The organism is Pseudoalteromonas sp. J2K-J979 (assembly GCF_058169715.2).
In genome coordinates, this window is the sequence record NZ_CM200281.1 from 1,167,579 (window position 1) to 1,192,604 (window position 25,026).

At 40.9% G+C, this 25,026-nt stretch carries 19 protein-coding genes and 5 tRNA genes; 17 read left to right on the top strand and 7 right to left on the bottom strand.

What is annotated here, in order from left to right; genetic code table 11:
• The first annotated feature begins 90 nt into the window (after window positions 1–90).
• The 3 genes from AC3KVK_RS05465 to AC3KVK_RS05475 all read left to right on the top strand — a co-directional run bounded on the left by AC3KVK_RS05465 (window position 91) and on the right by AC3KVK_RS05475 (window position 6,611).
• Window positions 91–1,230 (top strand): 4-phosphoerythronate dehydrogenase, encoded by a 1,140-nt coding sequence (locus AC3KVK_RS05465; RefSeq protein WP_490313310.1) that lies wholly within the window; start codon window positions 91–93, stop codon window positions 1,228–1,230.
• Between the two features lie 12 nt (window positions 1,231–1,242).
• Window positions 1,243–2,259, top strand: a complete 1,017-nt coding sequence (locus AC3KVK_RS05470; RefSeq protein WP_490313311.1) for an aspartate-semialdehyde dehydrogenase — start codon at window positions 1,243–1,245, stop codon at window positions 2,257–2,259.
• 344 nt (window positions 2,260–2,603) lie between these two features.
• Window positions 2,604–6,611 (top strand): FimV/HubP family polar landmark protein, encoded by a 4,008-nt coding sequence (locus AC3KVK_RS05475; protein ID WP_490313312.1) that lies wholly within the window; start codon window positions 2,604–2,606, stop codon window positions 6,609–6,611.
• Window positions 6,612–6,750: 139 nt separating this feature from the next.
• On the opposite strand, the gene folD is transcribed toward AC3KVK_RS05475, so the two are convergent.
• A complete protein-coding gene (folD, locus tag AC3KVK_RS05480) occupies window positions 6,751–7,605 on the bottom strand; it encodes a bifunctional methylenetetrahydrofolate dehydrogenase/methenyltetrahydrofolate cyclohydrolase FolD (protein ID WP_490313313.1) in 855 nt (284 codons plus the stop codon).
• Window positions 7,606–7,859: 254 nt separating this feature from the next.
• Here folD and AC3KVK_RS05485 point away from each other — a divergent pair.
• The 11 genes from AC3KVK_RS05485 to AC3KVK_RS05535 all read left to right on the top strand — a co-directional run bounded on the left by AC3KVK_RS05485 (window position 7,860) and on the right by AC3KVK_RS05535 (window position 17,004).
• Window positions 7,860–7,936: transfer RNA gene (locus tag AC3KVK_RS05485), tRNA-Pro, on the top strand.
• A gap of 24 nt (window positions 7,937–7,960) precedes the next feature.
• Window positions 7,961–8,037 (top strand) — tRNA-Arg (locus AC3KVK_RS05490).
• Window positions 8,038–8,050: 13 nt separating this feature from the next.
• Window positions 8,051–8,126, top strand: a tRNA-His gene (locus AC3KVK_RS05495).
• Between the two features lie 32 nt (window positions 8,127–8,158).
• Window positions 8,159–8,235, top strand: a tRNA-Pro gene (locus AC3KVK_RS05500).
• Between the two features lie 23 nt (window positions 8,236–8,258).
• Window positions 8,259–8,335 (top strand) — tRNA-Pro (locus AC3KVK_RS05505).
• Between the two features lie 231 nt (window positions 8,336–8,566).
• Entirely contained in the window at window positions 8,567–9,871 is a 1,305-nt protein-coding gene (gene tig, locus AC3KVK_RS05510; protein WP_490313057.1) for a trigger factor, read from the top strand.
• 117 nt (window positions 9,872–9,988) lie between these two features.
• Window positions 9,989–10,606, top strand: coding sequence for an ATP-dependent Clp endopeptidase proteolytic subunit ClpP (gene clpP, locus AC3KVK_RS05515; RefSeq protein ID WP_086743741.1), 618 nt, complete (start codon window positions 9,989–9,991; stop codon window positions 10,604–10,606).
• A gap of 61 nt (window positions 10,607–10,667) precedes the next feature.
• Entirely contained in the window at window positions 10,668–11,951 is a 1,284-nt protein-coding gene (gene clpX, locus AC3KVK_RS05520; protein ID WP_490313058.1) for an ATP-dependent protease ATP-binding subunit ClpX, read from the top strand.
• Window positions 11,952–12,078: 127 nt separating this feature from the next.
• Window positions 12,079–14,439, top strand: a complete 2,361-nt coding sequence (gene lon, locus AC3KVK_RS05525; RefSeq protein WP_490313059.1) for an endopeptidase La — start codon at window positions 12,079–12,081, stop codon at window positions 14,437–14,439.
• 218 nt (window positions 14,440–14,657) lie between these two features.
• Window positions 14,658–14,930, top strand: a complete 273-nt coding sequence (gene hupB / locus AC3KVK_RS05530) for a nucleoid-associated protein HU-beta (protein WP_086743738.1) — start codon at window positions 14,658–14,660, stop codon at window positions 14,928–14,930.
• 163 nt (window positions 14,931–15,093) lie between these two features.
• Entirely contained in the window at window positions 15,094–17,004 is a 1,911-nt protein-coding gene (locus AC3KVK_RS05535) for a SurA N-terminal domain-containing protein (protein WP_490313060.1), read from the top strand.
• Window positions 17,005–17,102: 98 nt separating this feature from the next.
• On the opposite strand, the gene AC3KVK_RS05540 is transcribed toward AC3KVK_RS05535, so the two are convergent.
• The 6 genes from AC3KVK_RS05540 to pspF are packed head-to-tail and all read right to left on the bottom strand — an operon-like array spanning window position 17,103 to window position 23,472.
• Window positions 17,103–17,864, bottom strand: coding sequence for an ATP-binding cassette domain-containing protein (locus AC3KVK_RS05540; protein ID WP_490313061.1), 762 nt, complete (start codon window positions 17,862–17,864; stop codon window positions 17,103–17,105).
• A gap of 2 nt (window positions 17,865–17,866) precedes the next feature.
• A complete protein-coding gene (locus AC3KVK_RS05545; RefSeq protein ID WP_490313062.1) occupies window positions 17,867–18,856 on the bottom strand; it encodes a peptide ABC transporter ATP-binding protein in 990 nt (329 codons plus the stop codon).
• Window positions 18,856–19,749 carry an ABC transporter permease subunit gene (locus AC3KVK_RS05550; RefSeq protein ID WP_490313063.1) on the bottom strand — a complete coding sequence of 298 codons (894 nt, stop codon included), beginning with the start codon at window positions 19,747–19,749 and terminating at the stop codon, window positions 18,856–18,858. The genes AC3KVK_RS05545 and AC3KVK_RS05550 overlap by 1 nt, the downstream gene beginning before the upstream one ends.
• Window positions 19,736–20,770, bottom strand: a complete 1,035-nt coding sequence (locus AC3KVK_RS05555) for an ABC transporter permease (protein WP_490313064.1) — start codon at window positions 20,768–20,770, stop codon at window positions 19,736–19,738. Before AC3KVK_RS05555 ends, AC3KVK_RS05550 begins: the two co-directional genes overlap by 14 nt.
• Window positions 20,770–22,374, bottom strand: a complete 1,605-nt coding sequence (locus tag AC3KVK_RS05560) for an ABC transporter substrate-binding protein (RefSeq protein ID WP_490313065.1) — start codon at window positions 22,372–22,374, stop codon at window positions 20,770–20,772. The genes AC3KVK_RS05555 and AC3KVK_RS05560 overlap by 1 nt, the downstream gene beginning before the upstream one ends.
• Window positions 22,375–22,377: 3 nt before the next feature.
• On the bottom strand, window positions 22,378–23,472 hold the full coding sequence (gene pspF / locus AC3KVK_RS05565) for a phage shock protein operon transcriptional activator (RefSeq protein WP_490313066.1): 1,095 nt from the start codon (window positions 23,470–23,472) through the stop codon (window positions 22,378–22,380).
• A 192-nt stretch (window positions 23,473–23,664) separates the two neighbouring features.
• Here pspF and pspA point away from each other — a divergent pair, with 192 nt between their 5' ends.
• Genes pspA through pspC form a run of 3 tightly spaced genes read left to right on the top strand, consistent with a single transcriptional unit; the run spans window position 23,665 to window position 25,018 of the window.
• Complete coding sequence (gene pspA, locus AC3KVK_RS05570; protein WP_490313067.1) at window positions 23,665–24,330, top strand: phage shock protein PspA; 666 nt, start codon at window positions 23,665–23,667, stop codon at window positions 24,328–24,330.
• Between the two features lie 41 nt (window positions 24,331–24,371).
• A complete protein-coding gene (gene pspB / locus AC3KVK_RS05575; RefSeq protein WP_490313068.1) occupies window positions 24,372–24,605 on the top strand; it encodes an envelope stress response membrane protein PspB in 234 nt (77 codons plus the stop codon).
• Window positions 24,602–25,018: an envelope stress response membrane protein PspC gene (gene pspC, locus AC3KVK_RS05580; protein ID WP_490313069.1), complete on the top strand. Its 417-nt coding sequence runs from the start codon at window positions 24,602–24,604 to the stop codon at window positions 25,016–25,018. The genes pspB and pspC overlap by 4 nt, the downstream gene beginning before the upstream one ends.
• The last annotated feature ends 8 nt before the right edge of the window (window positions 25,019–25,026 follow it).

The window sequence follows — 25,026 nt, forward strand, 5'->3', positions numbered from 1 at the left end:
GCCTAGAGCGGTCTTTTTTGTTATTTAAAAGGCTGTGTCGTTTGCCTATCTCCGTTACAATGACATGATACTCACATAAAGGACATTTTAATGAAGATTTTAGCCGATCAAAACATGCCATTGGTAGAAGAGTATTTTGCTCACTTTGGTGACGTTTCGCGTTTTGATGGTCGCTCTTTAACGGCTGAGCAGCTAAAGGGCGTTGATGTTTTACTTATTCGTTCAGTGACCTCAATTAATGAAGAAATGCTGCAATTTGCTGAACAGCTCAAATTTGTGGGTACCGCTACGATCGGTACAGATCATGTAGACCAAAGTGCGCTGGCTAAACGTAATATCGCCTTTACAAATGCGCCTGGTTGTAATGCTGTCGCAGTGGCTGAGTTTGTGATTAGTGCTATTTGTGCCTTGTCTCAGCAGCATCATTTTGAATTAGACAGTAAAGTTGTCGGAATTGTCGGGCTGGGGAATATCGGTATTCGCTTGCACCGGAAATTAAAGGCAATCGGAATAAACACGCTATTGTGTGACCCATTTGTACAAGAGCAACACCCAGATCTTCAATTTGTTGAACTCACATACTTATATCAGCATGCAGATATTATTAGTTTTCATGTCCCCTTGATTAAAGGTGGTCCACATGCGACGAGACATTTATTAAATAAGCAGGCACTTAACTTGCTTAAACCGAACGCGATTATTATTAATGCGAGCCGCGGTGATGTTATCGATAATGATGCGCTGAATACTTATCTGTTTGGTGATCATGATCATCATGTTGTGCTCGATGTATGGGAAAATGAGCCAATTATCAACGAACAACTTTTAGATAAAGTTGAGATTGCTTCAGTCCATATTGCAGGTCATACCCTTGAAGGCAAAGCTCGGGGCACTCAAATGCTGTATCAAGCGTTGAGCGAGTTGATAGACTGCCCAGCCCCATTACAGTTAAAAGATTTTTTACCGATCACCGCGATAACCAATATGACGTTATCTCCCTCATTTGATATTAAAAACCTGCCGCAGTTAGTGCATAGTGTTTATGATATTCGACGAGATGATGGTATTGTGCGCGCCGAATTACAAAAGAAGGGCTTTGACTTCTTACGTAAAAATTACCCCATTCGCCGTGAGTTTTCTGCTTTAACCCTAGAGTGCGCGTCGAATGAGCAAGCTTTAATGTTGTCTGAGTTAGGGTTTACTATTGGCAATGCAGCGTTACTAAAATAAGGTATTTTCATTATGTCTCAACAATACAATGTAGCTATATTAGGTGCTACAGGCCTGGTAGGCCGTCAAATTATTGAAACTTTAGCGGATCGTAAATTTCCTGTTGGATCGTTATACCCGTTGGCAAGCAGCCGAAGCGCAGGTGAAGATATCAAATTCCAAGGGCAAGAGATAGAAGTGCAAGATGTCGAGTTATTTGATTTTAGCCAAGCACATATTGCTATCTTTTCAGCTGGCAGTGAAGCTTCTCTCAAATATGCATCGATCGCTGCTGATGCAGGTTGTGTTGTCATTGATAATTCATCAGCTTTTCGAAATGATTTTGAGATCCCATTGGTGGTTCCTGAAGTGAACCCGCACAGTTTAGAAGACTACCGTAATCGCAACATTATCGCTAATCCAAATTGTTCAACCATTCAGATGATGCTCGTAGTGAAGCCTATCTATGATGTATATGGAATAGATCGCATTAATGTATGCACATACCAAGCTGTCTCGGGTGCAGGAAAAGAGGCCGTAGATGAATTAGCAAAGCAAACGGCAAATCTAATGAATGCTCGTCCAATGGATAATCAAGTATTTCCGAAACAAATCGCGTTCAATGTGATCCCTCAAATTGATGAATTTACAGATAATGGTTACACCAAAGAAGAGATGAAAATTGTCAATGAGACTCAAAAAATCCTCGGTGATTCAACTGTTGCTGTTAATCCTACAGCTGTCAGAGTTCCCGTATTTTTTGGTCATTCTGAAGCGATACATTTAGAAACGCGTATGCCGTATGATCTTGAGCATGTAAAGTCATTATTACGTGATGCGCCTGGGGTTGAGTTGATTGAAGATGATCAGGACTATCCAACCGCAGTGAGTGATGCAAGTGGGAATGATACTGTCTATGTTGGCCGTTTAAGAGCCGATATTAGTCATCCACAAGGATTAAATTTGTGGGTGGTATCGGATAACACGCGAAAAGGTGCGGCTACCAATAGTGTACAAATTGCTGAAAAGTTAATAGAAGCATACCTTTAAATTAACTCAAATCGAGTAGGTTTAGCATTAAGTTAAGCCTATTGTGGGTAAATAAATTAAAACAGGCCAGTGAGCCTGTTTTATTATTTTTAGGCCCATAAAATTAAAGTTGTGCCAACTATTGCCGCTGTAGGATGAAAATGACAGTTAAGCTAATTTGTTATTTTTGCTCTATAAATATTTATTTAATATCTAACGTGTTCATTTTTAAAGTCTTTCAATGGATATTCATGATCATCTGGTTTATAGTTTGACATTGGAACAAAGCTTGCAAAATTATAATAACCAAGTTTGTGTATTTTCAGTTCAATACATAAATATATTTTAGAAAGTAAAGGAATAGCATGCGCGGTTTATCCTCAATTTTACTTTTATTGTCAGTATTACTTATGCCATTAAGTTCAGCTGATGAAAGCACTCGTTTAAAAGGCCCGAAAGGGGTTGATTATGGCGAGCAGGGCCGAGCGTATGGGCCGGTAAAGTCGAGTGATACGCTTTGGCGGATCGCAGTTAAAATTAGACCTGATAACTCAGTGACAATTTACCAGGTGATGCAAGCGCTGTATGAAAAAAATCCAGACTCTTTCCTCGATAAAAATATTAATCACATCCGGGATGGTGCTTATTTAAAAATCCCCTCAATAGGAGAGATCCGCAGTATCGAGCCAGAGCTTGCTAGGCAAAAGTCAGATCAAGACGATGAACTGTGGGAAAAAAAGAAAAGTGGCACACTTGAATCATCAGAAATTAACCTAGTCGAAAAGAAAGTTACCCAAGCGCGACAATCTGATGTTGAAGAAGCCAAACTTGAGATTAAAAAAGAACTGAATGAATTAAAGCAAACCCAAAGTGAAAACCTCGTTGACTTACAACAAAAATTTAAATCTTCTGTCGATAATGCTGAAGCAATTTTAGCTGAAAACAACAAGCTAAAATCGCAACTTGAACTCATTTCTCAAGAATTAGAGCTCGTCAAAGCTCAGCTTGGCAATGATAGTCAAATTCAACAACAGCTGCGTGAAATGTTGGCATTGCAAAATGAAGAAATAGCAATGCAAAAGGCAAAGTTAGCTCAAGAAGAGCAAGGTACTGATTGGGGTAAAGTGTTTTCAGATCCACTTTATATTGCTTTGTTTTCGAGTATTCCGGCGATTCTCATCATTGTGGGGGGATTCTTGTTTGTTCGTAATCGCAACAAAGATGAGTCAGAGCCTGAACCATTGTTTGATACGCCCGCACCTTTAGCACCCGCACCGCCTCCACCGCCATTTGAAGTTGACTCTACTCCTGACTTAATGTCGATGGATGACAGCTTAACAGATGATAATCTGACGGATGATAGTTTAGATGATTTGCTTGATGATTCTATTCGGTTGGATGATGAGCTCGATAGTGATGATATGCTACCTGAACCGGATGATATTCTATATGAGGAAGATGAGCCAGAACTTGATATCGACGATATGGATGGCGACTCGTTACTGAATCAAGATGAACTGGATGGTCTGTTAAGTGATGATCTCGTTTTTGATGATGGCTCAGACGAATTAGATGATCTTGTGCCTGATTTACCTGAGGCAGAGGCGAGCACTGATATTTTAGCCGATGATGATATTGATGCATTACTGCAGCAAGATTTTGATACCCCAGCTGATGATGATTTGTCATCAGATACCGACATTGAAATTGATATTCCAGAAGAACTCGAACCAGATGATGCTGTAAAAGAAGACGATATCGATGGATTGATGGATGAGCTAAGTGCGCCCAATGACGTGGTCGCTGGTGATGATATTGATGCTTTGCTTGATAGCGCCCCGACTAAAGGTATTGCGTCAGATGATGAAGTTGATGATTTATTAAATAGCAGTTTTGACGGTGATGACTCAGCGCTTGATGACTTAGATGACATTGATGCAATGCTTGCGGAAGTCAATAGTGCACCTGACTCAGTGGTACCTGATAAAGAAAGTGAAAATACCAGTGATGCACTCAATGACATTGATGCATTACTAGCTGAGGATGAAGTTGAGCAAGGTGCAGATGATGATTTAGACGGCCTGTTGGATGACTTAGATCTCAACAGTACCGAGCAAAGTACAGAAGACGATTCACTCGATGCTCCAGCAGACGAATTAGAAGACTTAGTTTCTGATATTGAAGGATCGGATGGTTTAGATGGTCTGTTGGATGACTTAGATCTCAACGGTGCCGAACAAAGTACAGAAGATGAAACACTAGCTGATCCAGCAGACGAATTAGATGACTTAATTTCTGAAATGGAAGATTCCGAAATTGAAGGTTCTGATGAGGTTGATAATGTAATCGACTCTGAAGAGATAGCAGCCGAAGCCTCCCCAGAGCCTATTAATGAGCCAGACGATTTAGATAATCAGTTGGCTGACTTAGATCTCGACGGTGTCGAGCCGAGCATAGAAGATGAAACACTTGCTGATCCAGCAGACGAATTAGACGACTTGGGTTCTGAAATTGAAGTTTCTGAAATTGAAGGCTCAGATGTTGATGATGTAATCGACTCTGAAGAGATAGCTGCAGAAGCCTCCGTTGAGTCAGAGGATTTAGATGGTTTGTTGGATGACTTAGATCTCGACGGTGCCGAACAAAGTACAGAAGATGAAACGCTAGCTGATCCAGCAGACGAATTAGATGACTTAATTTCTGAAATGGAAAATTCTGAAATTGAAGGTTCGGATGTTGATGATGTAATCGACTCTGAAGTAGCAGCCGAAGTCACCCCAGAGCCTCTTGATGAGTCTGATGATTTAGATGGTTTGTTGGATGACTTAGATCTCGACGGTGCCGAACAAAGTACAGAAGATGAAAAACTTGTTGATCCAGCAGACGAATTAGATGACTTAATTTCTGAAATGGAAGATTCTGAAATTGAAGGCTCAGATGTTGATGATGTAATCGACTCTGAAGAGATAGCTGCCGAAGTCACCCCAGAGCCTTTTGATGAGTCTGACGATTTAGATGGTCTGTTGGATGGCTTAGATCTCGACAGTGCCGAGCCGAGCACAGAAGATGAAACACTTGCTGAACCAGCAGACGAATTAGACGACTTGGCTTCTGAAATTGAAGGCTCAGATGTTGATGATGTAATCGATTCTGAAGAAGCTGCCGAAGTCACCCCAGATCCTATTGAAGAATCTGATGATTTAGATGACCCGTTGGATGGCGCTAATGGCAGTGAAGAATTACCAACTGAAAAATCAACGGGGGAGCTAAATGACCTTGAACCTCAAACACCTTATCAAAATACAGATAATTTTGAAGCAACAGATGTCGACTCTTTCGAATTAGCTGCTGAACTTGATGATATTGATTTGGGCGATGATCCCCTTCTGGATGCGAATGATATTTTAGCCGATGAAGATATTCAGCTCGAAGATGTTGACCTTGAGCTAGAAACTGAAAACGACTTAGATTTTAATTTCGATGAGCAGTTAGAACAAGATCATGCTGACACCCCTAGCATCGAGTTAGAAGAATACCCTGAGCTAGAGCTCGATGATGCATTAGCTGAATTAGAAATAGGTGGGGTTGATACTTCACAAACGGAGCGGGATCTCGCTCAATCATTAGCACAACCAGAGTCATTGACAGAATTAGATGACGATTTAGCGCTTGATGAAGATGCAGACGATGAATTTACCGATTTAGGAGACGCATTTGATGATCTCGCAGAGCAAGGGCAATCAATTGCTGATTTAGAAGCCGATTTACTAAGTACAGAGCAACAATTGAGTGACAGCGAGACCGAGCGTGATGATGCACTTAATAGCTTACTGAATGAATCAGTAGAAGAATCGCCCCTTATTGAGGATGAGTTAGATGAGATCCCGCTAGAAGCCGATTTGATTGACTCTTTAGAACATGCAGACTTTGACTCATTGCTAAGTGAACTTGGCGATGATGATGAGATTGATAATGAAGCGTTCGAACTCGATTTTGATAACCTATTAGCAGAGGAAAGTCTCGATGATGAGCCATTAGCAGATCTTGAAGATGATCTGAACGATGATGGGGATTATCTTGATATTGAACAGCTACTTGAAGAGAGTGACGATCAAATTCCGGAAGAGGAACCATATGATAAAGTGAGTATGGACGTCGGTCTGGGTGAGTTTGATCAGCTCCTTGCAGATGAAGAAGGATTAGATGTTGATAACGAGAGCGGTGGGTTTTCTGCCAAATTAGATTTAGCTCGCGCTTATCTTGAAATTGAAGATCTAGAAAACGCCCGTAGAGCGGTGCAAGATGTGATTAATAATGGGCCTGAAGAAGTTCAACAAGAAGCTGAAAGGTTAATGAGTAAATTAACTCGTTAGTGTCAATTTGTTATGGGGTATTAAATGCCAAACACGTGATGACGACGAGTTATTAGTCTTGAAACGTAGCGATAGAGCCATAAAAAACGCGAATTACCAAAAAGGTCATTCGCGTTTTTTATTCATTTAGATATGAGAATTAACTGTGGTAATTTTCACATGCTTCTAATGTATTTTCGATTAAACTCGCTACAGTCATGGGTCCAACACCACCTGGAACAGGTGTAATGAAACTCGCGCGTTGTTCAGCTGCTTGGTAGGCAACATCACCGACTAATTTACCATCTTCTAAGCGATTGATACCGACATCGATAACGATTGCGCCTTCTTTGATCCATTCGCCAGGAATAAATGCGGGTTTACCGACTGCTACAACCACTAAATCTGCACGTCGTACATGCTCTTCAAGATTTTGTGTAAACTTATGGCAGACCGTCGTAGTACAACCAGCCAATAATAATTCAAGTGCCATCGGGCGGCCAACGATGTTTGATGCACCAACAACGACCGCATCCATACCTTTATAACGAACGCCAGTAGAATCTAATAAGGTAATAATACCCTTTGGCGTACAAGGCCGCAGAGCAGGCATACGTTGTGCTAATCGACCAATATTATATGGATGAAAACCATCTACGTCTTTTAGAGGTGTAATACTTTCTAGGATTTTCTCGGCATCTAGTCCTGCAGGTAGGGGTAATTGTACAAGAATGCCATCGACTTCTGGGTCGGTATTAAGAGTATTAACAAGCTCTAATAGTTGCTGTTCTGATGTATCGCCGGGTAAGTCATAAGATTTAGATACAAAGCCGACTTCTTCACATGCTTTACGTTTTGAACCTACGTAAACTTGTGACGCAGGATCTGCGCCGACCAATACAACAGCTAGGCCAGGTGCGCGAAGCCCCTTTGCTAGTCGTTGTTCCACACGTTGCGCAACAGATGTTCGAACCTGTTTTGCAATCGCCTTACCATCGATGATGTTTGCCGTCATGGTTGACCTTTTAAAATTGGGTTATTACTAGAGCAAATCGCATTTTCTCATGAAAGGACTTGTACGCCAAGTTAGCATTAAGTAGATATGAAAAGTTTTGATGTTTAAATACACAAAAGCTATAAAAAATCAGCACTCTGCTTTAAAATTAAGCACTTGAATTTTTTTATTGAAAAAGTGTTTGACCTGAACCAGCCAAATCACTATTATGCACCCCGTTGTCACAGAGCAGTGCTCAGTTATAACAGAAGTATCGGCGATTAGCGCAGTTTGGTAGCGCACTTGGTTTGGGTCCAAGGGGTCGCAGGTTCAAATCCTGCATCGCCGACCACTTTAAGCACTTGCGAAGTAAGATGCGCCCGTAGCTCAGCTGGATAGAGCAACGCCCTTCTAAGGCGTGGGTCGAAGGTTCGAATCCTTCCGGGTGCGCCATTTTTGTGTAGCGGTGACTGTAGCTCAGTTGGTAGAGCCCCGGATTGTGATTCCGGTTGTCGTGGGTTCGATCCCCATCAGCCACCCCATTCACACAACATTTTAAAATGAAAATTCAGTTCGGCGATTAGCGCAGTTTGGTAGCGCACTTGGTTTGGGTCCAAGGGGTCGCAGGTTCAAATCCTGCATCGCCGACCACTTTCTCATCATATCCTTATGTTCGGCGATTAGCGCAGTTTGGTAGCGCACTTGGTTTGGGTCCAAGGGGTCGCAGGTTCAAATCCTGCATCGCCGACCAGTTTTAATCTATTCCTATCTCTCGTATCTTTTTTAATTAATTCCTATATTTCAAAAATTTAACTAGTTAGCTTAAATAATTAATTCCTATACTCGACTAAAGCAAATATTACGTTATAATGCCGCGTCTATTTGTTTAATAAGAATGCGTCCATCGGGCGTGAGCACAGTGCTTGCCATTGTGTTTAAGGAAGGCGTTTCTACGCCAAAAATACGAAGATTGAGGTAAATCATGCAAGTTTCTGTTGAGACGACTCAGGGCCTTGAGCGCCGTCTGACCATCACTGTTCCAGCTGAGAACATTGACTCTGAAGTAAAAAAACGCTTACAACAACTATCAAAAACTCAACGCATTGATGGTTTCCGTCCAGGTAAAGTACCTGTGTCAATCATTAATAAGCGTTACGGTACCGCAGTTCGTCAAGAAGTGGCGGGCGAGTTAATGCAGCGTAAATACTACGAAGCAGTGATCGCTGAGAAATTAAACCCAGCAGGTGCTCCTACTTTTGCTCCTAAAGCATTAGAAGCAGGTAAAGACTTAGAATTCTCTGCAACTTTTGAAGTTTATCCAGAAGTTGAGATTAAAGACTTAGAAAAAATCAATGTTGAAAAGCCAGTTGTTGAAGTAACTGATGCTGATCTTGCAAAAATGCTTGAAACATTACGCAAGCAACATGCTAGCTGGGCTGAATCAGATGCAGTGTCAGCTGAAAATGACCGTGTAACAATTGATTTTGTAGGTACTATCGATGGTGAAGTATTCGAAGGCGGTAAAGCTGAAGATTTCCCATTAGAGCTTGGTCAAGGTCGTATGATCCCAGGTTTTGAAGATAATATCTTAGGTAAGAAAGCAGGCGAAGAAGTCGTAGCTGATGTTACTTTCCCTGAAGAATACCATGCAGAAAACTTAAAAGGTAAAGCGGCACAATTCACTATCACAGTGAAGAAAGTTGAAGTGCAGCAATTACCAGAGTTAAACGAAGAATTCGCAGCACTGTTCGGTGTAGCTGAAGGCGGCGTTGATGCACTTAAAGAAGAAGTTAAGCGCAACATGACTCGTGAACTTGAGCAAGCAATCAAAGGTAAAGTTAAAGAGCAAGTGATTGCTGGTTTACTTGAAACGAATGATGTTGATGCACCTTCTGCACTTGTATCTCAAGAAATTGATGCACTTCGTCAGCAAGCAGCACAACGTTTTGGTGGTAACGCTCAAAACATGCCTGAGCTTCCAGCTGAGCTTTTTCAAGAGCAAGCAGCTAAGCGTGTTAAAACAGGTTTATTACTAGGCCAAGTAATTAAAGCAAATGAAATCAAAGTTGATGATGCTAAAGTTGAAGCACTGATCGCGACAGTCGCTTCTGCTTATGAAGATCCAACAGAAGTTGTTGAGTATTACAAATCTAATAATGAATTAATGCAACAAATGCAAAATGTAGCAATGGAAGAGCAAGCAGTTGAGACTATCCTTGCTGCTGCAACAGTTGCAGAAGTAAATGCGGCATTTGATGACATTATGAATCCGCAAGCAGCACAATAAGTCATTGACTTAAAACTCTGCAAAAGTTTAAATGGCTCGTGTAACACTAGTTTTGGTGATACTCGGGCCATTTTACTATGAATGGTATAATCTCAGCGAATACGGAAATCTATAATAATGTTAAATAGTGTGACAGATCCCCTAAACGCATTAGTCCCGATGGTTGTTGAACAAACAGCTAAAGGTGAGCGCTCATATGATATTTATTCGCGACTGTTAAAAGAGCGCGTTATCTTTTTAACAGGGCAAGTTGAAGACCACATGGCCAACTTGATTGTGGCGCAGCTTCTGTTTTTAGAGTCAGAGAATCCTGAAAAAGATATCTTCATCTACATTAATTCACCGGGTGGTTCTGTAACTGCAGGTATGGCAATTTACGATACGATGAATTTTATTAAACCTAATGTCAGCACTGTGTGTATGGGGCAAGCGGCCAGTATGGGCGCATTTTTATTATCAGGTGGCACAAAAGGTAAACGTTTTTGTTTACCCAATTCGCGCGTCATGATTCACCAGCCACTTGGAGGCTTCCAAGGTCAAGCTTCAGATTTTGAAATTCATGCCCGTGAAATCTTATCGATAAAAGAAAAATTAAATCGCTTACTTGCAGAACATACAGGCCAACCATACGATGTTATCGCGAATGATACAGACCGCGATAATTTTATGAGTGGAGCGCAAGCTGTGGAATATGGCATAGTTGATGCAGTATTAACTCAGCGAGATTTAAAGTAAGTTTGTTAACCAGACTATTTACTGCTATAGGATAGTAAATAGCAATGAATGAGGTAGCTTAATGTCCGATAATCGTACTGACGGCGACAAGAGCAGCAAACTATTATATTGCTCCTTCTGCGGTAAAAGCCAACATGAAGTACGCAAGCTGATTGCTGGTCCTTCGGTCTATATATGTGATGAATGCGTTGAGTTATGCAATGATATCATCAGGGAAGAGATCAAAGACATCGCACCTAAAGCAAGTACGGCAGAAAAATTGCCGGCTCCAAAAGAAATTCGCAGCCATCTTGATGATTATGTAATCGGTCAAGATCATGCTAAAAAAGTGTTATCTGTCGCGGTATATAACCACTATAAGCGCTTGAAAAATCAAGATCGCTCATCAAATATCGAATTAGGTAAAAGTAATATTTTACTAATTGGTCCAACGGGGAGTGGTAAAACATTGCTCGCAGAGACTATGGCAAAATTACTTGATGTTCCTTTTACAATGGCTGATGCCACAACATTAACTGAAGCAGGTTATGTTGGCGAAGATGTCGAAAACATCATTCAAAAGCTCTTGCAAAAGTGTGATTATGATGTTGAAAAAGCGCAGCGCGGTATTGTTTATATTGATGAAATCGATAAGATTTCGCGTAAATCTGACAACCCATCGATTACACGTGATGTATCAGGCGAAGGCGTACAACAAGCCTTATTAAAACTGATCGAAGGTACAGTCGCATCTGTTCCTCCACAAGGGGGTCGTAAGCACCCACAGCAAGAATTTTTGCAAGTTGATACTTCAAAAATCTTGTTTATTTGTGGTGGTGCCTTTGCCGGATTAGATAAAGTGATAGAGCAACGCAGTACTAAAAATACAGGGATCGGTTTTGGTGTTGATGTTAAATCATCGGCAGCAGAACGCACAATTAGTGAGTCGTTTAAAGACGTCGAGCCTGAAGATTTAGTTAAATACGGTTTAATACCAGAATTTATTGGTCGATTACCTGTTGTTGCAACGTTAACTGAACTCGATGAAGCCGCATTGGTTCAAATTTTAAGCGAACCAAAAAATGCACTTACGAAACAGTATGGTGCTTTGTTCCAGATGGAAGATGTTGAGCTTGAATTCAGAGAAGACGCTTTGCTAGCAATCGCTAAAAAGGCGATGGAACGCAAGACCGGTGCTCGTGGTTTACGTTCAATTGTTGAAGGTGTGTTGCTTGATACTATGTATGAGCTTCCCTCTATGGAAGAAGTCAGCAAGGTTGTGATTGATGAAACGGTAATCCGTGGTGAATCAGATCCTATTTTGATTTACGAAAACACTCATCAAGATAAAGCCGCTTCAGAATAAATTGTTTTATTATTAATCAAAAAGGAGCCTGACGGCTCCTTTTTTAATAAAATCGTTGATCTTTACGCATAATATCCCCATATACTCAAGTAGCCTTAATTTTTTAACCAAGTACCAGAGAATAATAATGACGCTAGAACGTACGGACTGTGTCGAGATTCCAGTGTTAGCATTACGGGATGTTGTGGTTTATCCACACATGGTTATACCGTTATTTGTTGGCCGAGAGAAATCCATTAAATGCTTAGAAGCAGCAATGGAAAACGACAAACAAATTTTTCTTGTAGCTCAAAAAGATGCTGCTATTGATGAACCCCAAAGCGACGATGTGTTCCATGTAGGTACTATTGCGACTATCTTGCAATTGTTGAAATTACCTGATGGCACAGTGAAAGTGCTGGTCGAGGGAACGCAGCGCGCGCAAATAAATCAGTTTACACAAACAGACACATTCTTCATGGCTGATGTGCAGTTCTTAGTCTCAGATGATATTCCTGAGCAAGAACAAGATATTTTTATTCGTAGTGCGATTAGCCAATTTGAAGGCTATGTGAAACTGAACAAAAAAATACCACCAGAAGTACTGACTTCAGTTTCTTCGATTGATGAGCCTGCTCGCCTAGCTGATACAATGGCAGCGCATATGCCATTAAAAGTGCCTGAAAAGCAAAAAGTCCTTGAAATCGCTAATGTTACTGAGCGGTTAGAGTATTTAATGGCTGTGATGGAAGGTGAAATTGACTTATTGCAAGTTGAGAAAAAAATTCGGTCGCGTGTTAAAAAACAAATGGAAAAGAGCCAGCGCGAATACTATTTGAATGAGCAAATGAAAGCGATTCAAAAAGAGTTGGGTGAACTTGATGAAGTACCCGATGAATTTGAAACTCTTAACAAGAAAATCGAAGAAGCTGCGATGCCAGCTGAAGCGGCGGAAAAAACTCGTGCCGAGCTCAATAAATTAAAGATGATGTCGCCGATGTCTGCAGAGGCCACAGTTGTTCGTTCATATATTGATTGGATGATAGGTGTACCCTGGAAGAAACGTTCTAAGGTGAAAAAAGATCTAGCTGCAGCGCAGCAAGTGCTAGATGCTGATCATTATGGGCTTGAAAAAGTAAAAGAACGTATTATTGAGTATTTAGCGGTTCAACAGCGAACCAACAAACTCAAAGGCCCTATTTTATGCCTTGTTGGCCCTCCTGGTGTGGGTAAAACATCACTGGGGCAGTCAATCGCTAAATCTACTGGTCGTAAATATATTCGTATGGCGTTAGGTGGCGTGCGTGATGAAGCTGAAATTCGAGGTCATCGTCGTACTTATATCGGCGCAATGCCAGGGAAAATCGTACAAAACATGTCGAAAGTGGGCGTCAAAAACCCGTTATTCCTTCTTGATGAAATAGATAAAATGTCATCAGACATGCGTGGCGATCCTGCTTCTGCTTTACTGGAAGTTTTAGACCCAGAGCAAAATACAGCATTCAATGATCACTATCTTGAAGTCGATTATGATTTATCGGATGTGATGTTTGTTGCGACTTCTAATAGCTTTAACATTCCAGGTCCATTGTTAGACCGAATGGAAGTTATTCGGTTGGCCGGTTACACAGAAGACGAAAAACTCAACATTGCTTTGCAGCACTTAGTGCCAAAGCAAATAAAGCGAAATGGCCTTAAAGAGAAAGAAATCACCATAGAAGAAAGTGCCATTATTGGTATTATTCGTTATTACACCCGCGAAGCAGGTGTGCGGAACCTTGAGCGTGAAATTTCAAAACTGTGCCGTAAAGCAGTGAAAGAAATCTTACTGACCAAAGGGGTGAGTAATGTCACGATTAATCAAGAAAACCTTGAAACCTACTTAGGTGTTCAACGATTTGATTATGGTAAAGCTGAAGGTGATGATCGCGTTGGTCAAGTGACGGGCTTAGCATGGACTGAAGTCGGTGGAGATTTACTGACTATCGAAAGCGCTGCAGTCGTAGGTAAAGGCAAATTAACTTATACAGGTTCACTTGGAGATGTGATGCAGGAGTCGATTCAGGCGGCCATGACGGTCGTTAGAAGTCGAGCAGATAAACTGCGAATCAATGCAGATTTCCATGAAAAGCGCGATATTCATGTCCATGTACCAGAAGGTGCGACGCCAAAGGATGGTCCCAGTGCAGGGATCGCAATGGTTACTTGCCTTGTTTCCAGTCTGACAGGCAATCCTGTTCGTTCTGAAGTCGCAATGACAGGCGAAATTACTTTGCGTGGTGAAGTGTTACCGATTGGAGGTTTAAAAGAGAAGCTTTTAGCAGCTCATCGAGGCGGTATTAAGACGGTTATTATCCCTAAAGATAACGAACGCGACTTAAAAGAAATCCCGCAGAATGTCGTACAAGGCCTATCGATTCATCCGGTTAAACTGATTGATGAAGTGCTTGAGTTAGCTTTAGTTAATCCAATTGATACTTTTTCAATCGAAACTGAAAAAAAAGCATAAAAAACGTGAAAAAAGTGCTGTAAAGGGCTTTTCAAATCGAAGAGGTATGCTAAGTTAGGCACTGGTTTTTAAGCCTAGCCCTTATAGGGCCTAGGCTTACAACGAATTTAAATTTAGAAAGTCATGCTCGCGTGCCTTATCTAGGATAATAAAAACAGCGTTTGTAAAAAATAATAATTCAAGCGCTCGCTTCTACAACAATGTAAGGGGATGATATTGTGAACAAGTCTCAACTAATTGACGAAATCGCTGCTGGCGCTGACATTTCTAAAGCTGCCGCTGGCCGCGCTCTAGATTCATTCATCGGCTCAGTAACAAATGCATTAAAAGAAGGTGACTCTGTAGCACTCGTTGGTTTTGGTACTTTCTCTGTACGTGAGCGTGCTGCTCGTACAGGTCGTAACCCACAAACTGGTGCAACAATCGAAATTGCAGCTGCAAATATTCCATCTTTCAAAGCAGGTAAAACGCTGAAAGATTCTGTAAACTAAATCACTGTTTACAGGCGAAAGTTTTCGGCACAAATTGGCGTTTTGCGCAAAGGTTATAAAAGTTTACTTTAGTAATCATGCCAAAAACTTTAAGTAAAAAGGCGCATCTGTTAAGATGCGCTTTTTTTACATGTAGTACAGCTCAGACCAAAGAGAATTAATAATGCTAGAGAAAATAAGAGAAGGCTCTCAAGGACTTACTGCCAAGATTATTCTTGGTCTAGTTATCCTATCGTTTGCCTTAGCAGGAATAGGCAGCTACTTAGGGCAGACTAATGATCAACCTGTAGCTGTAGTAAATGGCCAAAAAATTAGCCAAACAAAATTTGCCCGCGCATACGAAAATGAGCGTAGTCGTTTAGAACAGCAATTTGGTGAGTATTTCACTCAAATCGCGAGTGACCCAGCGTACATGGCGCGAGTTCGTGAAGGTGTTATTGACCGCTTAGTCCAACAAGAACTCCAATCACAATTGGCTAACGAACTCGGTTTACGAGTCAGCGATGCGGCAATTAAAGAAGAAATTCGCACGCTGCCATATTTTAATATTGGTGGCCAATTCAGCAATGACCGTTATTTGCAAGTCATTCGTCAAATGAATTTCCAACCCGATACTTTCCGTAACTATTTACGTGAAGAAATGACTCGTAGTCAGTTAGTATCGGCCGTTGCCGCGAGCGACTTCGCTTTACCAAGTGAAGTTTCTGCCGCAACACAGCTGCAGGGGCAATTGCGTGATTTAGATTATGTGCTGTTAACAGCTGAGCAAGTTAGCAAAGATATTACTATCACAGATGAAGAAATTTCTGATTACTACACAATTAATCAAAGTCAGTTTTTATCTGAAGAGCAAGTAGCTGTTGAATATGTTGAATTAAAAGCTGATTCAATTCCAGTTGTTAAAGAAGTCACAGAAGAAGAAATCACAGCACTTTATAACGAAAATAAAGCTCAGTACCTTGAACCTGAAAGACGACGTGTTGCTCACATCTTAGTTGATTCATCAGAAGATGAGGCCGCAGCAAAAGACAAAGCTGCGAGTTTATTAGCTCGAATCGAAGCCGGCGAAGATTTCGCTGAACTTGCGCAGGCGGAATCTGATGATGTTGTCAGCGCTGAAGTAGGGGGAGATTTAGATTGGATTGACCGTGATATGATGGATCCTGCTTTTGAAGATGCGGCATTTTCTCTCGCAGCCAAAAACGATGTTTCTGGGGTTGTACAATCTGAATTTGGTTTTCATATCATTAAGTTAACAGATCTTCAATCTGCACAAGAGAAAACACTTGATGATGTTAGAGCCGATTTGGTTGCCCAATTAGAGCAAGAACATAAAACAGAGCATTTTTATGAGTTGCAAACTCGCTTAGCTGAATTAGCATTTGAAGTTGCTGACTCCCTTGTTGAAGCTGCCGAAGCAGTTGAAATGCCCGTTCAATCGACACCACTGTTTAGCCGTTTTAATGCTCCCGCACCTGTTAATAGCCCTTCAGTACTACAAACTGCTTTCTCAGTTGAATTACTTGAAGATAAAGTTAATTCAGAAGTCATTGAGTTGGGTAATGAGCATGTAATTGTAATGCGTGTTAAAGATCACAAACCAGCAGCCACTAAGACTTTAGAAGAAGTCAGTGAGCAAATTAAAGCGGTATTAGTGAAGCAAAAAGCCAGTGAATTGAATGCAACGCGTGGTGAAGAACTTTTTGCTAAATTACAAGCGGGTTCAACATTACAAGAAATTGCGCAAGAATTAGCATTGAATGTTGAACAAGCACGAGATGTGAAGCGTAGTGATTATACACTTGCACCAGGCATGGCTAAGGATGTATTTCAAATCAGCCACCCTGATGCAGAACAGCCTACCTTAGAGCGTATTACGCTGGTTAATGGTGATGTTGCACTGGTATCACTTTTAGCAGTTAAACAAGCGCCAGAGTCTGCATTAGACCCGCGTGCGACAGAGAATATTACGGTTGAGCAAATTAACCGTAATTACTTAGTGTTTGTTGATGCGCTTAAGCAAAAAGCCGAAGTTAAAGCGGCTGCGACTATTGCAGAAGCAGAACAAAACTAACTCGATGGTTGACCCATTAGAAAAGGCGCATTTTAATTGCGCCTTTTTTGTTGGGTCAAATTTAAAACAATTAGCAGTTTAATATCAGCAGTTTAATATCAGCAGTTTAATAGACGCTGCGTAATTCGTGATTGTGGATCGTCAAAAATGGCATGAGTACCTCCACATTCAACGATGTGACCATGATCTAACACGACTAAGCTATCACTCATGTGTTTAACTAAACTTAGGTGATGTGTTATTAGCACATAACTTAAATTTGATTCACGTTGTAATTTTAAAAGTAAATTAACAGTTTGTGCTCTTACAGATGGGTCAAGCGCCGAGAGCGCTTCATCAAGTACGACAACTTTAGGATCGAGGATCAGCGCACGAGCGAGAGCGACACGTTGTAATTGTCCACCAGAAAACATATGCGGATAATAGAGCTTGTGTTCACTTAATAAACCGACTTTGAGCAAGGTTGTATTGATTTTCTCCTTTCTTTGAGCGTCATTCAACTCGGTATTATGGAGAAGGATTTCATTTAAAATCTTTCCAATTGGGCTGCTTGGGTTAAGAGAGCTGGCCGGGTTTTGAAAAATCAATCGGATATCTCGACAATTACGCTGCCTTTGCCCACCATCTTCAATAACGTGTCCTTCTAGCAAAATCTGTCCTGTGTCACATGATTCAGCACCCGCTAAAATTTTTGCTAAGGTACTTTTACCTGATCCTGTTTCACCAATTATTGCAATCGTTTGGCCAGCGTTTAAACAAAAAGAGATATCACTTAATACTTTAAGTTTTTTACTACGAAATAAGCCTGATCGGACATTAAACTCTTTTGATAGCGCTTGTACTTTTAATACCGGTTGCATGATTATTTCTCTTTAATCAGCGGAAAGTGGCACGCATAGCTATGACCGTGGTAATTAGTGAGTAATGGTGTGGCAACACAAGCTTTTTGTGCCTGTGGGCATCGAGGACCTAACCGACAGCCGATGGGAAGGTGGTGTAAGGTCGGAATGGTCCCTTTAAGTGCATAAATCTCACCTTTGTGCTGCAAATCAATATTATAATCTGGCAAGCTTTTTAATAATGCTTGAGTATAAGGATGATGGGGAGCCTTGAAAATCTTTTTCGTCGGGCCTGCTTCAACCATTTGTCCACAATATAAAACGTGCATGCAATGTGTCCAAGACACCAATTCTTCTAATTCATGAGAAATCATTAGGATTGACATGTTCTTCAATAAATTAAGGCTCTTTAACAGCCTGAATACTTGAGCTCGAGTGGTACTCTCTAATGCGGTGGTTGGCTCATCTGCGATCAGTAGACTCGGTTTACGAGCAATCGCCATCGCAATCATGACTTTTTGGCAGATCCCTTCAGACAGCTCATGTGGGTAGCTGTCGAGGATTTTTTTATGCTCTCTGATCCCCACTTTATGCAACAGGGCACGCGAGCGCTGCTTACGTTGTGAGGCTTTTTGCCAGAAAAAACCACTGAGATCTTCAGTTGGAATGCTTTCTTCGATTTGCTCATAGATTTTAGTGGTGGGGTCAAGACTACGGCTTGGCTCTTGATAAATCATAGCGATATCTTGACTGATAATCTTACGCCGTTTTTCTGCAGATAAGCGCATTAAATCGATCCCTCGCCAATGCATCCTATCAGCGGTCACTTTCCAACGTTCATTTAGTACGCCGACGATGGCTTTAGCTATGAGACTTTTTCCTGATCCTGACTCACCGACTAATGCATGTACTTCGCCTTCTTTGAGGCTCAGATTCACTTTATCAACGGCACGAATGACCGTGCCACCCGTTTCGAGTTCAATCGTTAAGTTTCGAATATCGAGCAATTGCATTAGGCCGCTCTCCGCTTTTGCAGGGCTTGACGTAAACCATCTCCAACTAAGTTAGTCGAAAGTACGGCTAAGAATAATAAAATACCAGGCAAAGCAACAGTCCAAGGGGCCAGATAAATTAAACCTAAATTTTGTGCCAAAATCGCTCCCCATTCAGCTGTCGGTGGTTGAGCTCCCAATTTAAGAAAACCCAGTGCAGCGACATCTAATATTGCTGTTGAAAGAGACATTGTAAAAATAACGACGATATGCTCATAGATATTTGGCAAGATCCCATTTATGAGTATCTGCCATTTATTTGCGCCATCAAGTTTATGTGCAGTGATGTAATCCTTATTGAGCTCTTGAACAACTAAATTTCTGACCGAATGAATATATTGAGGGAGTAAAGATAAAACAATAGCCCAGACTGTATTAAGCAAACCAGGTCCTAAGACCGCAACAATAATAATGGCCAGTAATAAGGATGGAATAGATAAAGTCACATCCAATAAATGATTTAAGAAACTAGAGCGGACTCCGCGCGTGAGCCCTGCTAACACCCCTAACATGACACCTATAATGGTGGTAATTAACGCTGCGAGAATAGACAAACCAAATGTATAAGTTGCACCATTCATCAAGCGAGAGAGCATATCTCGACCAAGATCATCAGTGCCTAAAATAAAATGGACGCTCCCCGCTTCATCCCAAGAAGGAGGTAATAGAAGTGCTTGGCCATTTTGTTCATTAATACCATAAGGCGAGATGAGAGGAGCTAATACGGCTAATATGGCTAAAATAATAAACAACCACAGGCCAACTAATGCAATGTGATTATCTTTAAAAGAGCGCCAAAGCTGTCGGATCGGTGCTTTGTTTTGCTCTTCATCGTAGAGTTTAAATTTTGCCATGGGCTTGATTCCGACTGATAGGGTCAAACAAAGTGTGCATCATATCGGCAATAATGGTCGCTATAATGATAAACATGGAAACAGCTAATAGCCCACCTTGAATGGCAGGGTAATCTCGTTGATAAATACTATCAATGAGCCATCGTCCTACGCCAGGCCAAGAGAAAATCACTTCTGTGACCATAGCTAATGTGATCAAGGTACTAAACTGTAAACCTATTTGCTTAATAACAGGGAGTAGCGCGTTGCGTAACGCATGATGATAAATGAGTTGCCCACGAGTGAGCCCTTTAGCTCTTGCTGTTTTAATATAGTTTTGTTCTAACACATCCAACATAGAATCTCGGGTAAACCTTACTAATACAGTTGTTGGGTAAGTCGCTAATACAAGAGTCGGTAAAGCTAAGTGCCGGAGTGCATCGAGTAATGCTTGACCTTTATAAGGGCTATTTGAAAGTAAAATATCAATGATAATAAAGTGAGAGACCTCAGGTATCTCATATAACAGGCTTAAGCGACCAGACATGGGTAAAAGACCAAGTTGCAAACAAAACACCATGATAAATATAAGTGCTAACCAAAATATTGGTGTTGAGTAGGCCATTAATGTCACGGCATTGATCAATTTATCAGGCCACTTTTTATAATACGCTGCAGCAACGATGCCTGAAGGTACGCCGATAATCACGGAAACAGCCAATGCATACAGAGAGAGCTCTAAAGTTGCAGGGAAGAGCCCTTTAATTTGCTCAAAGACAGGCAGCCCGGATGCAAAAGAAAACCCCCAATCACCCGCAACAATTCGGTTAACGAAGGCAAAATATTGGACAGCGATATTTTCATCAAAACGATATTTTATCGTGAGCTCATCAATTTGTTCAAACGATGGGTTTTGGATACCACTTAAGTTGACGAGTGGATCACCTGGGAACAAATAACTCAACCAGAAAGTAAATAAGCTCAGTAAAAGCGTCATAAAACACAACAATGTGAATCGGCGGATTAAGTACTCTCTTAGCATTATTGTTTCTCCGCATTGGCGAGTGAAACACCGCCAAAGGGTTTTAGTTCTATACCAGTCACTTCTTTTGTTGTTGCTTGAAAACGCATTCCATGCGCCAAGGGCAGCAAAGGTATCTGCTGCATCAATAATTGCTGAGCTTGATAATAGAATTGCTTGCGTTGCTCAATATCTGTGGTATCAAGCGCTTGTGTTAGGAGTAGATCAAACTCAGGGTTACACCAATTTGCTTGATTTTTTCCATTAATGGCAGCTGAGCAACTCAAAATGGGACTAAAAAAGTTATCGGGATCAGGTGAATCTGCGGCCCAGCCAATGAGCACACTATCATGTTGATGGCTTTCAAGTTTACTCAAAAAAGTGTTCCACTCATACTCAACGATATTGACTGTAATCCCCACTTTTTTGAGATCGCTTTGGATGAGTTCGGCCATTTTTCGTGCATTTGGATTATAAATTCGTGAGACCGGTGCTGCCCATAAATCCATTTTAAAGCCCTGTTGAAGGCCTACTTGTTCTAATAATAACATCGCAAGTTCTGGGTTGTAACTTGGGTAATTTGCTTGTGCTTGATAGGCCCAAGAGGACGGAGGTAAGAGTGACCTAGCTCGTTTTCCGGTACCAAGAAATACAGAATCCATTATTTTATCAATATCAATGGCATGAGAAAGCGCTCGGCGGACTCTAGGATCGTCAAAAGGGGCTTTACGTGTATTGAATGCCCAATAACCAACATTTAAGTAAGTAATTTTCTGCACATTAATATCATCACGCTGGGCTAAAATTGAAAGCTGGGTCGCATTCGGATGGGCTGTCACATCGCACTCATGGGTCATCATTTTTGCGATGCGAGTGGTACTGTTTGGCGTGATATCAAACACCAGCTGATCTAGCTTTCCTAATGTATGCCAATACTCTGGGTGGCGATAGTAACGGACTAAAATATCTCGCTTAAATTCTTTGAAAAAATAAGGCCCTGTTCCGACTGGAAATTTATCTATTGCTTCTAAATCATCAATCGCTTGAAGGTTTTTAGCGTATTCAGCAGAAAGCACGACAGAAAAGTCAGTGGCAATATTGGCGAGAAAACTGCTATTGGCATTAAAGAGTTCAAATGTCACTTGATAGTTATTATCTTTGGTAATTCCTTTAATTAATTGATCTAAACCAATACTGCGAAAATAGGGATAAGGAGATTGGGCATTACCAACAAAGTGAAAAGGGTTATACACATCAAATAAACGGCTAAAAGTAAAAATAACGTCATCGGCATTGAAATTGCGAGTTGGGGTAAAATAATCGGTGGTATGGAACTTGACGTTCTCTCTGAGTTTGAAAGTGATTTTCTTTCGGTCATCGCTCATTGACCAGCTCGTTGCCAATGATGGCGTAAACTCACCCGTATCAGGGTCTATATTGATGAGGCGGTTGTACAATTGGTTAGCAATCACATCTATGGTTGAACCTGTGGTGGTAACCTGAGGGTTAAAGCTTACAGGGTTAGCTTCAGAGCAATAAACTAAGCCCTTAATATCTTGATTAAAATCACTTTCATTACATCCGTTAAGGAGAAACAAAGCAATAATTAAGATGAATTTATTCACCCATTAAACCTCTTGTTTTGGCTGACTATCTAGTAAGTTATATTTTTTGAGGTAGCCTCTTAGCTGATGATACGTTAAGCCAAGCATTTGTGCAGTTTTCTTTTGGTTAAACTGACTAAATTTTAATGCATCATTGATCAAGTCAATTTCAAATTGGTTAGACAACTCTTTTAAGTCACATGGAAACTCTCGGATCGCCGAGTTTGCTGGCAAGGCCGAAGCTGTGACAGAGGAAACCGTCGGGTTGGCTGGTTCTTTTGTATCAGTCGCAATTGAACTGATCCTATCTTGAGTTTTGACTCTGCTTTTTGGGCGAAAGGGGCTTGAAAAAGGATCAAGGATAATGTTGTGGACTGGGATATGAGCATTAGCATTTCGGTATACACTACGCTCTACCACATTTTTGAGTTCACGGATATTACCAGGCCAACTGTGATTTAATAAGGTTTCTTGTGCGGATTTAGTAAAGCCACTAAACAGCTCCCACTCGAGATCTCGTGCCATATTGATTGCAAAGTGTTCGGCTAATATCAAAATATCATCTTTTCGCTCTCTTAACGGAGGAAGCGTAATCACATCAAATGCCAGTCGGTCGAGTAAATCACTGCGAAACTCACCTTGCTCAGCGAGATCAGGTAAATCTTCATTGGTTGCACAGACTAAACGTGTATTTATTTTAACGGTGCTTTTACCACCGACACGCTCAAATTCACCATACTCAATGACACGTAAGAGTTTCTCTTGAACCAAGCCAGAAGTATTAGCTAATTCATCTAAAAAGAGGGTACCGCCATCGGCTCGTTCAAAGCGTCCTTCGTGGCGTTTGCTCGCACCAGTAAATGCCCCTGATTCGTGGCCAAACAATTCACTTTCGAGTAAATTTTCATTTAAAGCGGCACAATTGAGAGTCACATAACTTTGATCCCAGCGAGTTGAAAGGTAATGAAGGCGGGCCGCAATGAGTTCTTTACCCGTTCCTCGTTCACCAATGATCAAAACGGGTTTATTTAACGGGGCTAATTGAGAAACTTGCTCAAGCACCTCTAAAAAACTGTTTGATTGGCCTAATAAATTGTCTTGTTGGTTGAAGCGGCTCATTATCCCTAACTCTTAGTCATTTACGCTAATAAGTAGTGTATTTTAAAAGTTGTGAGAACTAAAGGTATTTGTTGTTTTAGTTAAAATTTGATATAAAACAAATGGTTAAGGTGAGGTGAAAAGTTGGCAAGTATTTTGATACCAGTAAACTAACTAATTAAGTCAATATCGTTTTATAAAGAGGTAGTTATTATGGGAATTTTTTCACGTTTTGCAGATATTGTTAACTCAAATATCAACTCAATTTTAGATAAAGCCGAAGACCCAGAAAAAATGGTACGGTTAATTATTCAAGAAATGGAAGATACGTTAGTCGAAGTACGTTCAACATCTGCACGTACTTTGGCCGAGAAAAAAGAATTAAGCCGTCGAGTTGAGCAGCTCAACCAAGAATCGCAAGAGTGGCAAGATAAAGCTGAACTAGCGTTGTCAAAAGAGCGCGAAGATCTTGCTAGAGCAGCGTTAATTGAAAAGAAAAAAGTAAGCGATGCTGCAAGTGCGGTAGCGAAAGAGTTAGCGCATGTTGAAGAGCATATCAATAAATTACAACTCGAAGTTGGACAGCTGCAAGATAAGCTGGCTGATGCAAAAAGCCGTCAGAAAGCGATTATTTTACGCCAACGTTCAGCTGAATCGCGCTTAGAAGTGAAAAAGGCGCTGGATACTTCTAAAGTCGATGATGCTCTGAGTCGCTTTGAACGCTATGAAAGTAAAATTGACGGCTTAGAGTCGCAAGTCGAGTCGTATGATTTAGGTAAGAAATCACTTGCTGATGAAATCGCAGATTTACAAAGTGATGACAGTGTGTCTGATGAGTTGGCGCAATTAAAAGAAAAAATGGCTAAAAAAACTAAGTAACTTCGGTTACTTAGTTTTCAACAGGAACAAGGGAGAACACTATGAACGGTTTTGAATTTATCGTTGCGCCACTGGTTTTATTTATGATTTTTGTTGCGCCATTGTGGTTAATCTTACATTACCGCAGTAAAAAACAAGTAAGCCAAGGGCTGAGCGAACATGAGCATCGTCAATTAGTTGATTTAGCCGATAAAGCTGAAAAAATGGCTGAACGTATTCACACATTAGAGTCTTTGTTAGATGCAGAGGCGCCTCAATGGAGGAATAAAGGATGAATAGTCAAAAACGAGAGTTATACCGAGATCCAGGTAGAGGTAAGATTGCCGGTGTATGTGCAGGATTAAGTGATTACTTTACGATGGAACTTTGGCTGGTCAGAATCATTTTTATTTCAGCAGTGTTATTAACCGGCGGGCCTTTCTTTGTTGTTGCATATGTCGCTGCTTGGTTTATTTTAGACAAAAAGCCGGGCACAGACAGTAGCTATAAAAAAGCGAGCACAAGTTCAGCAAAAGATGAACGACCAGTGGAAGTGAAATTTAAAGTATGGCAAACGGGTGAGCCACCTCGTCGCGCGTTACAAGATTTAAAAGAGCAACTCACGCGCATTGATGGACGTATTCAAACTATGGAAAAATATGTAACATCGCCGGAGTTCACCGTGAGCCATGAAATTAATAAACTATAGGAATTAAA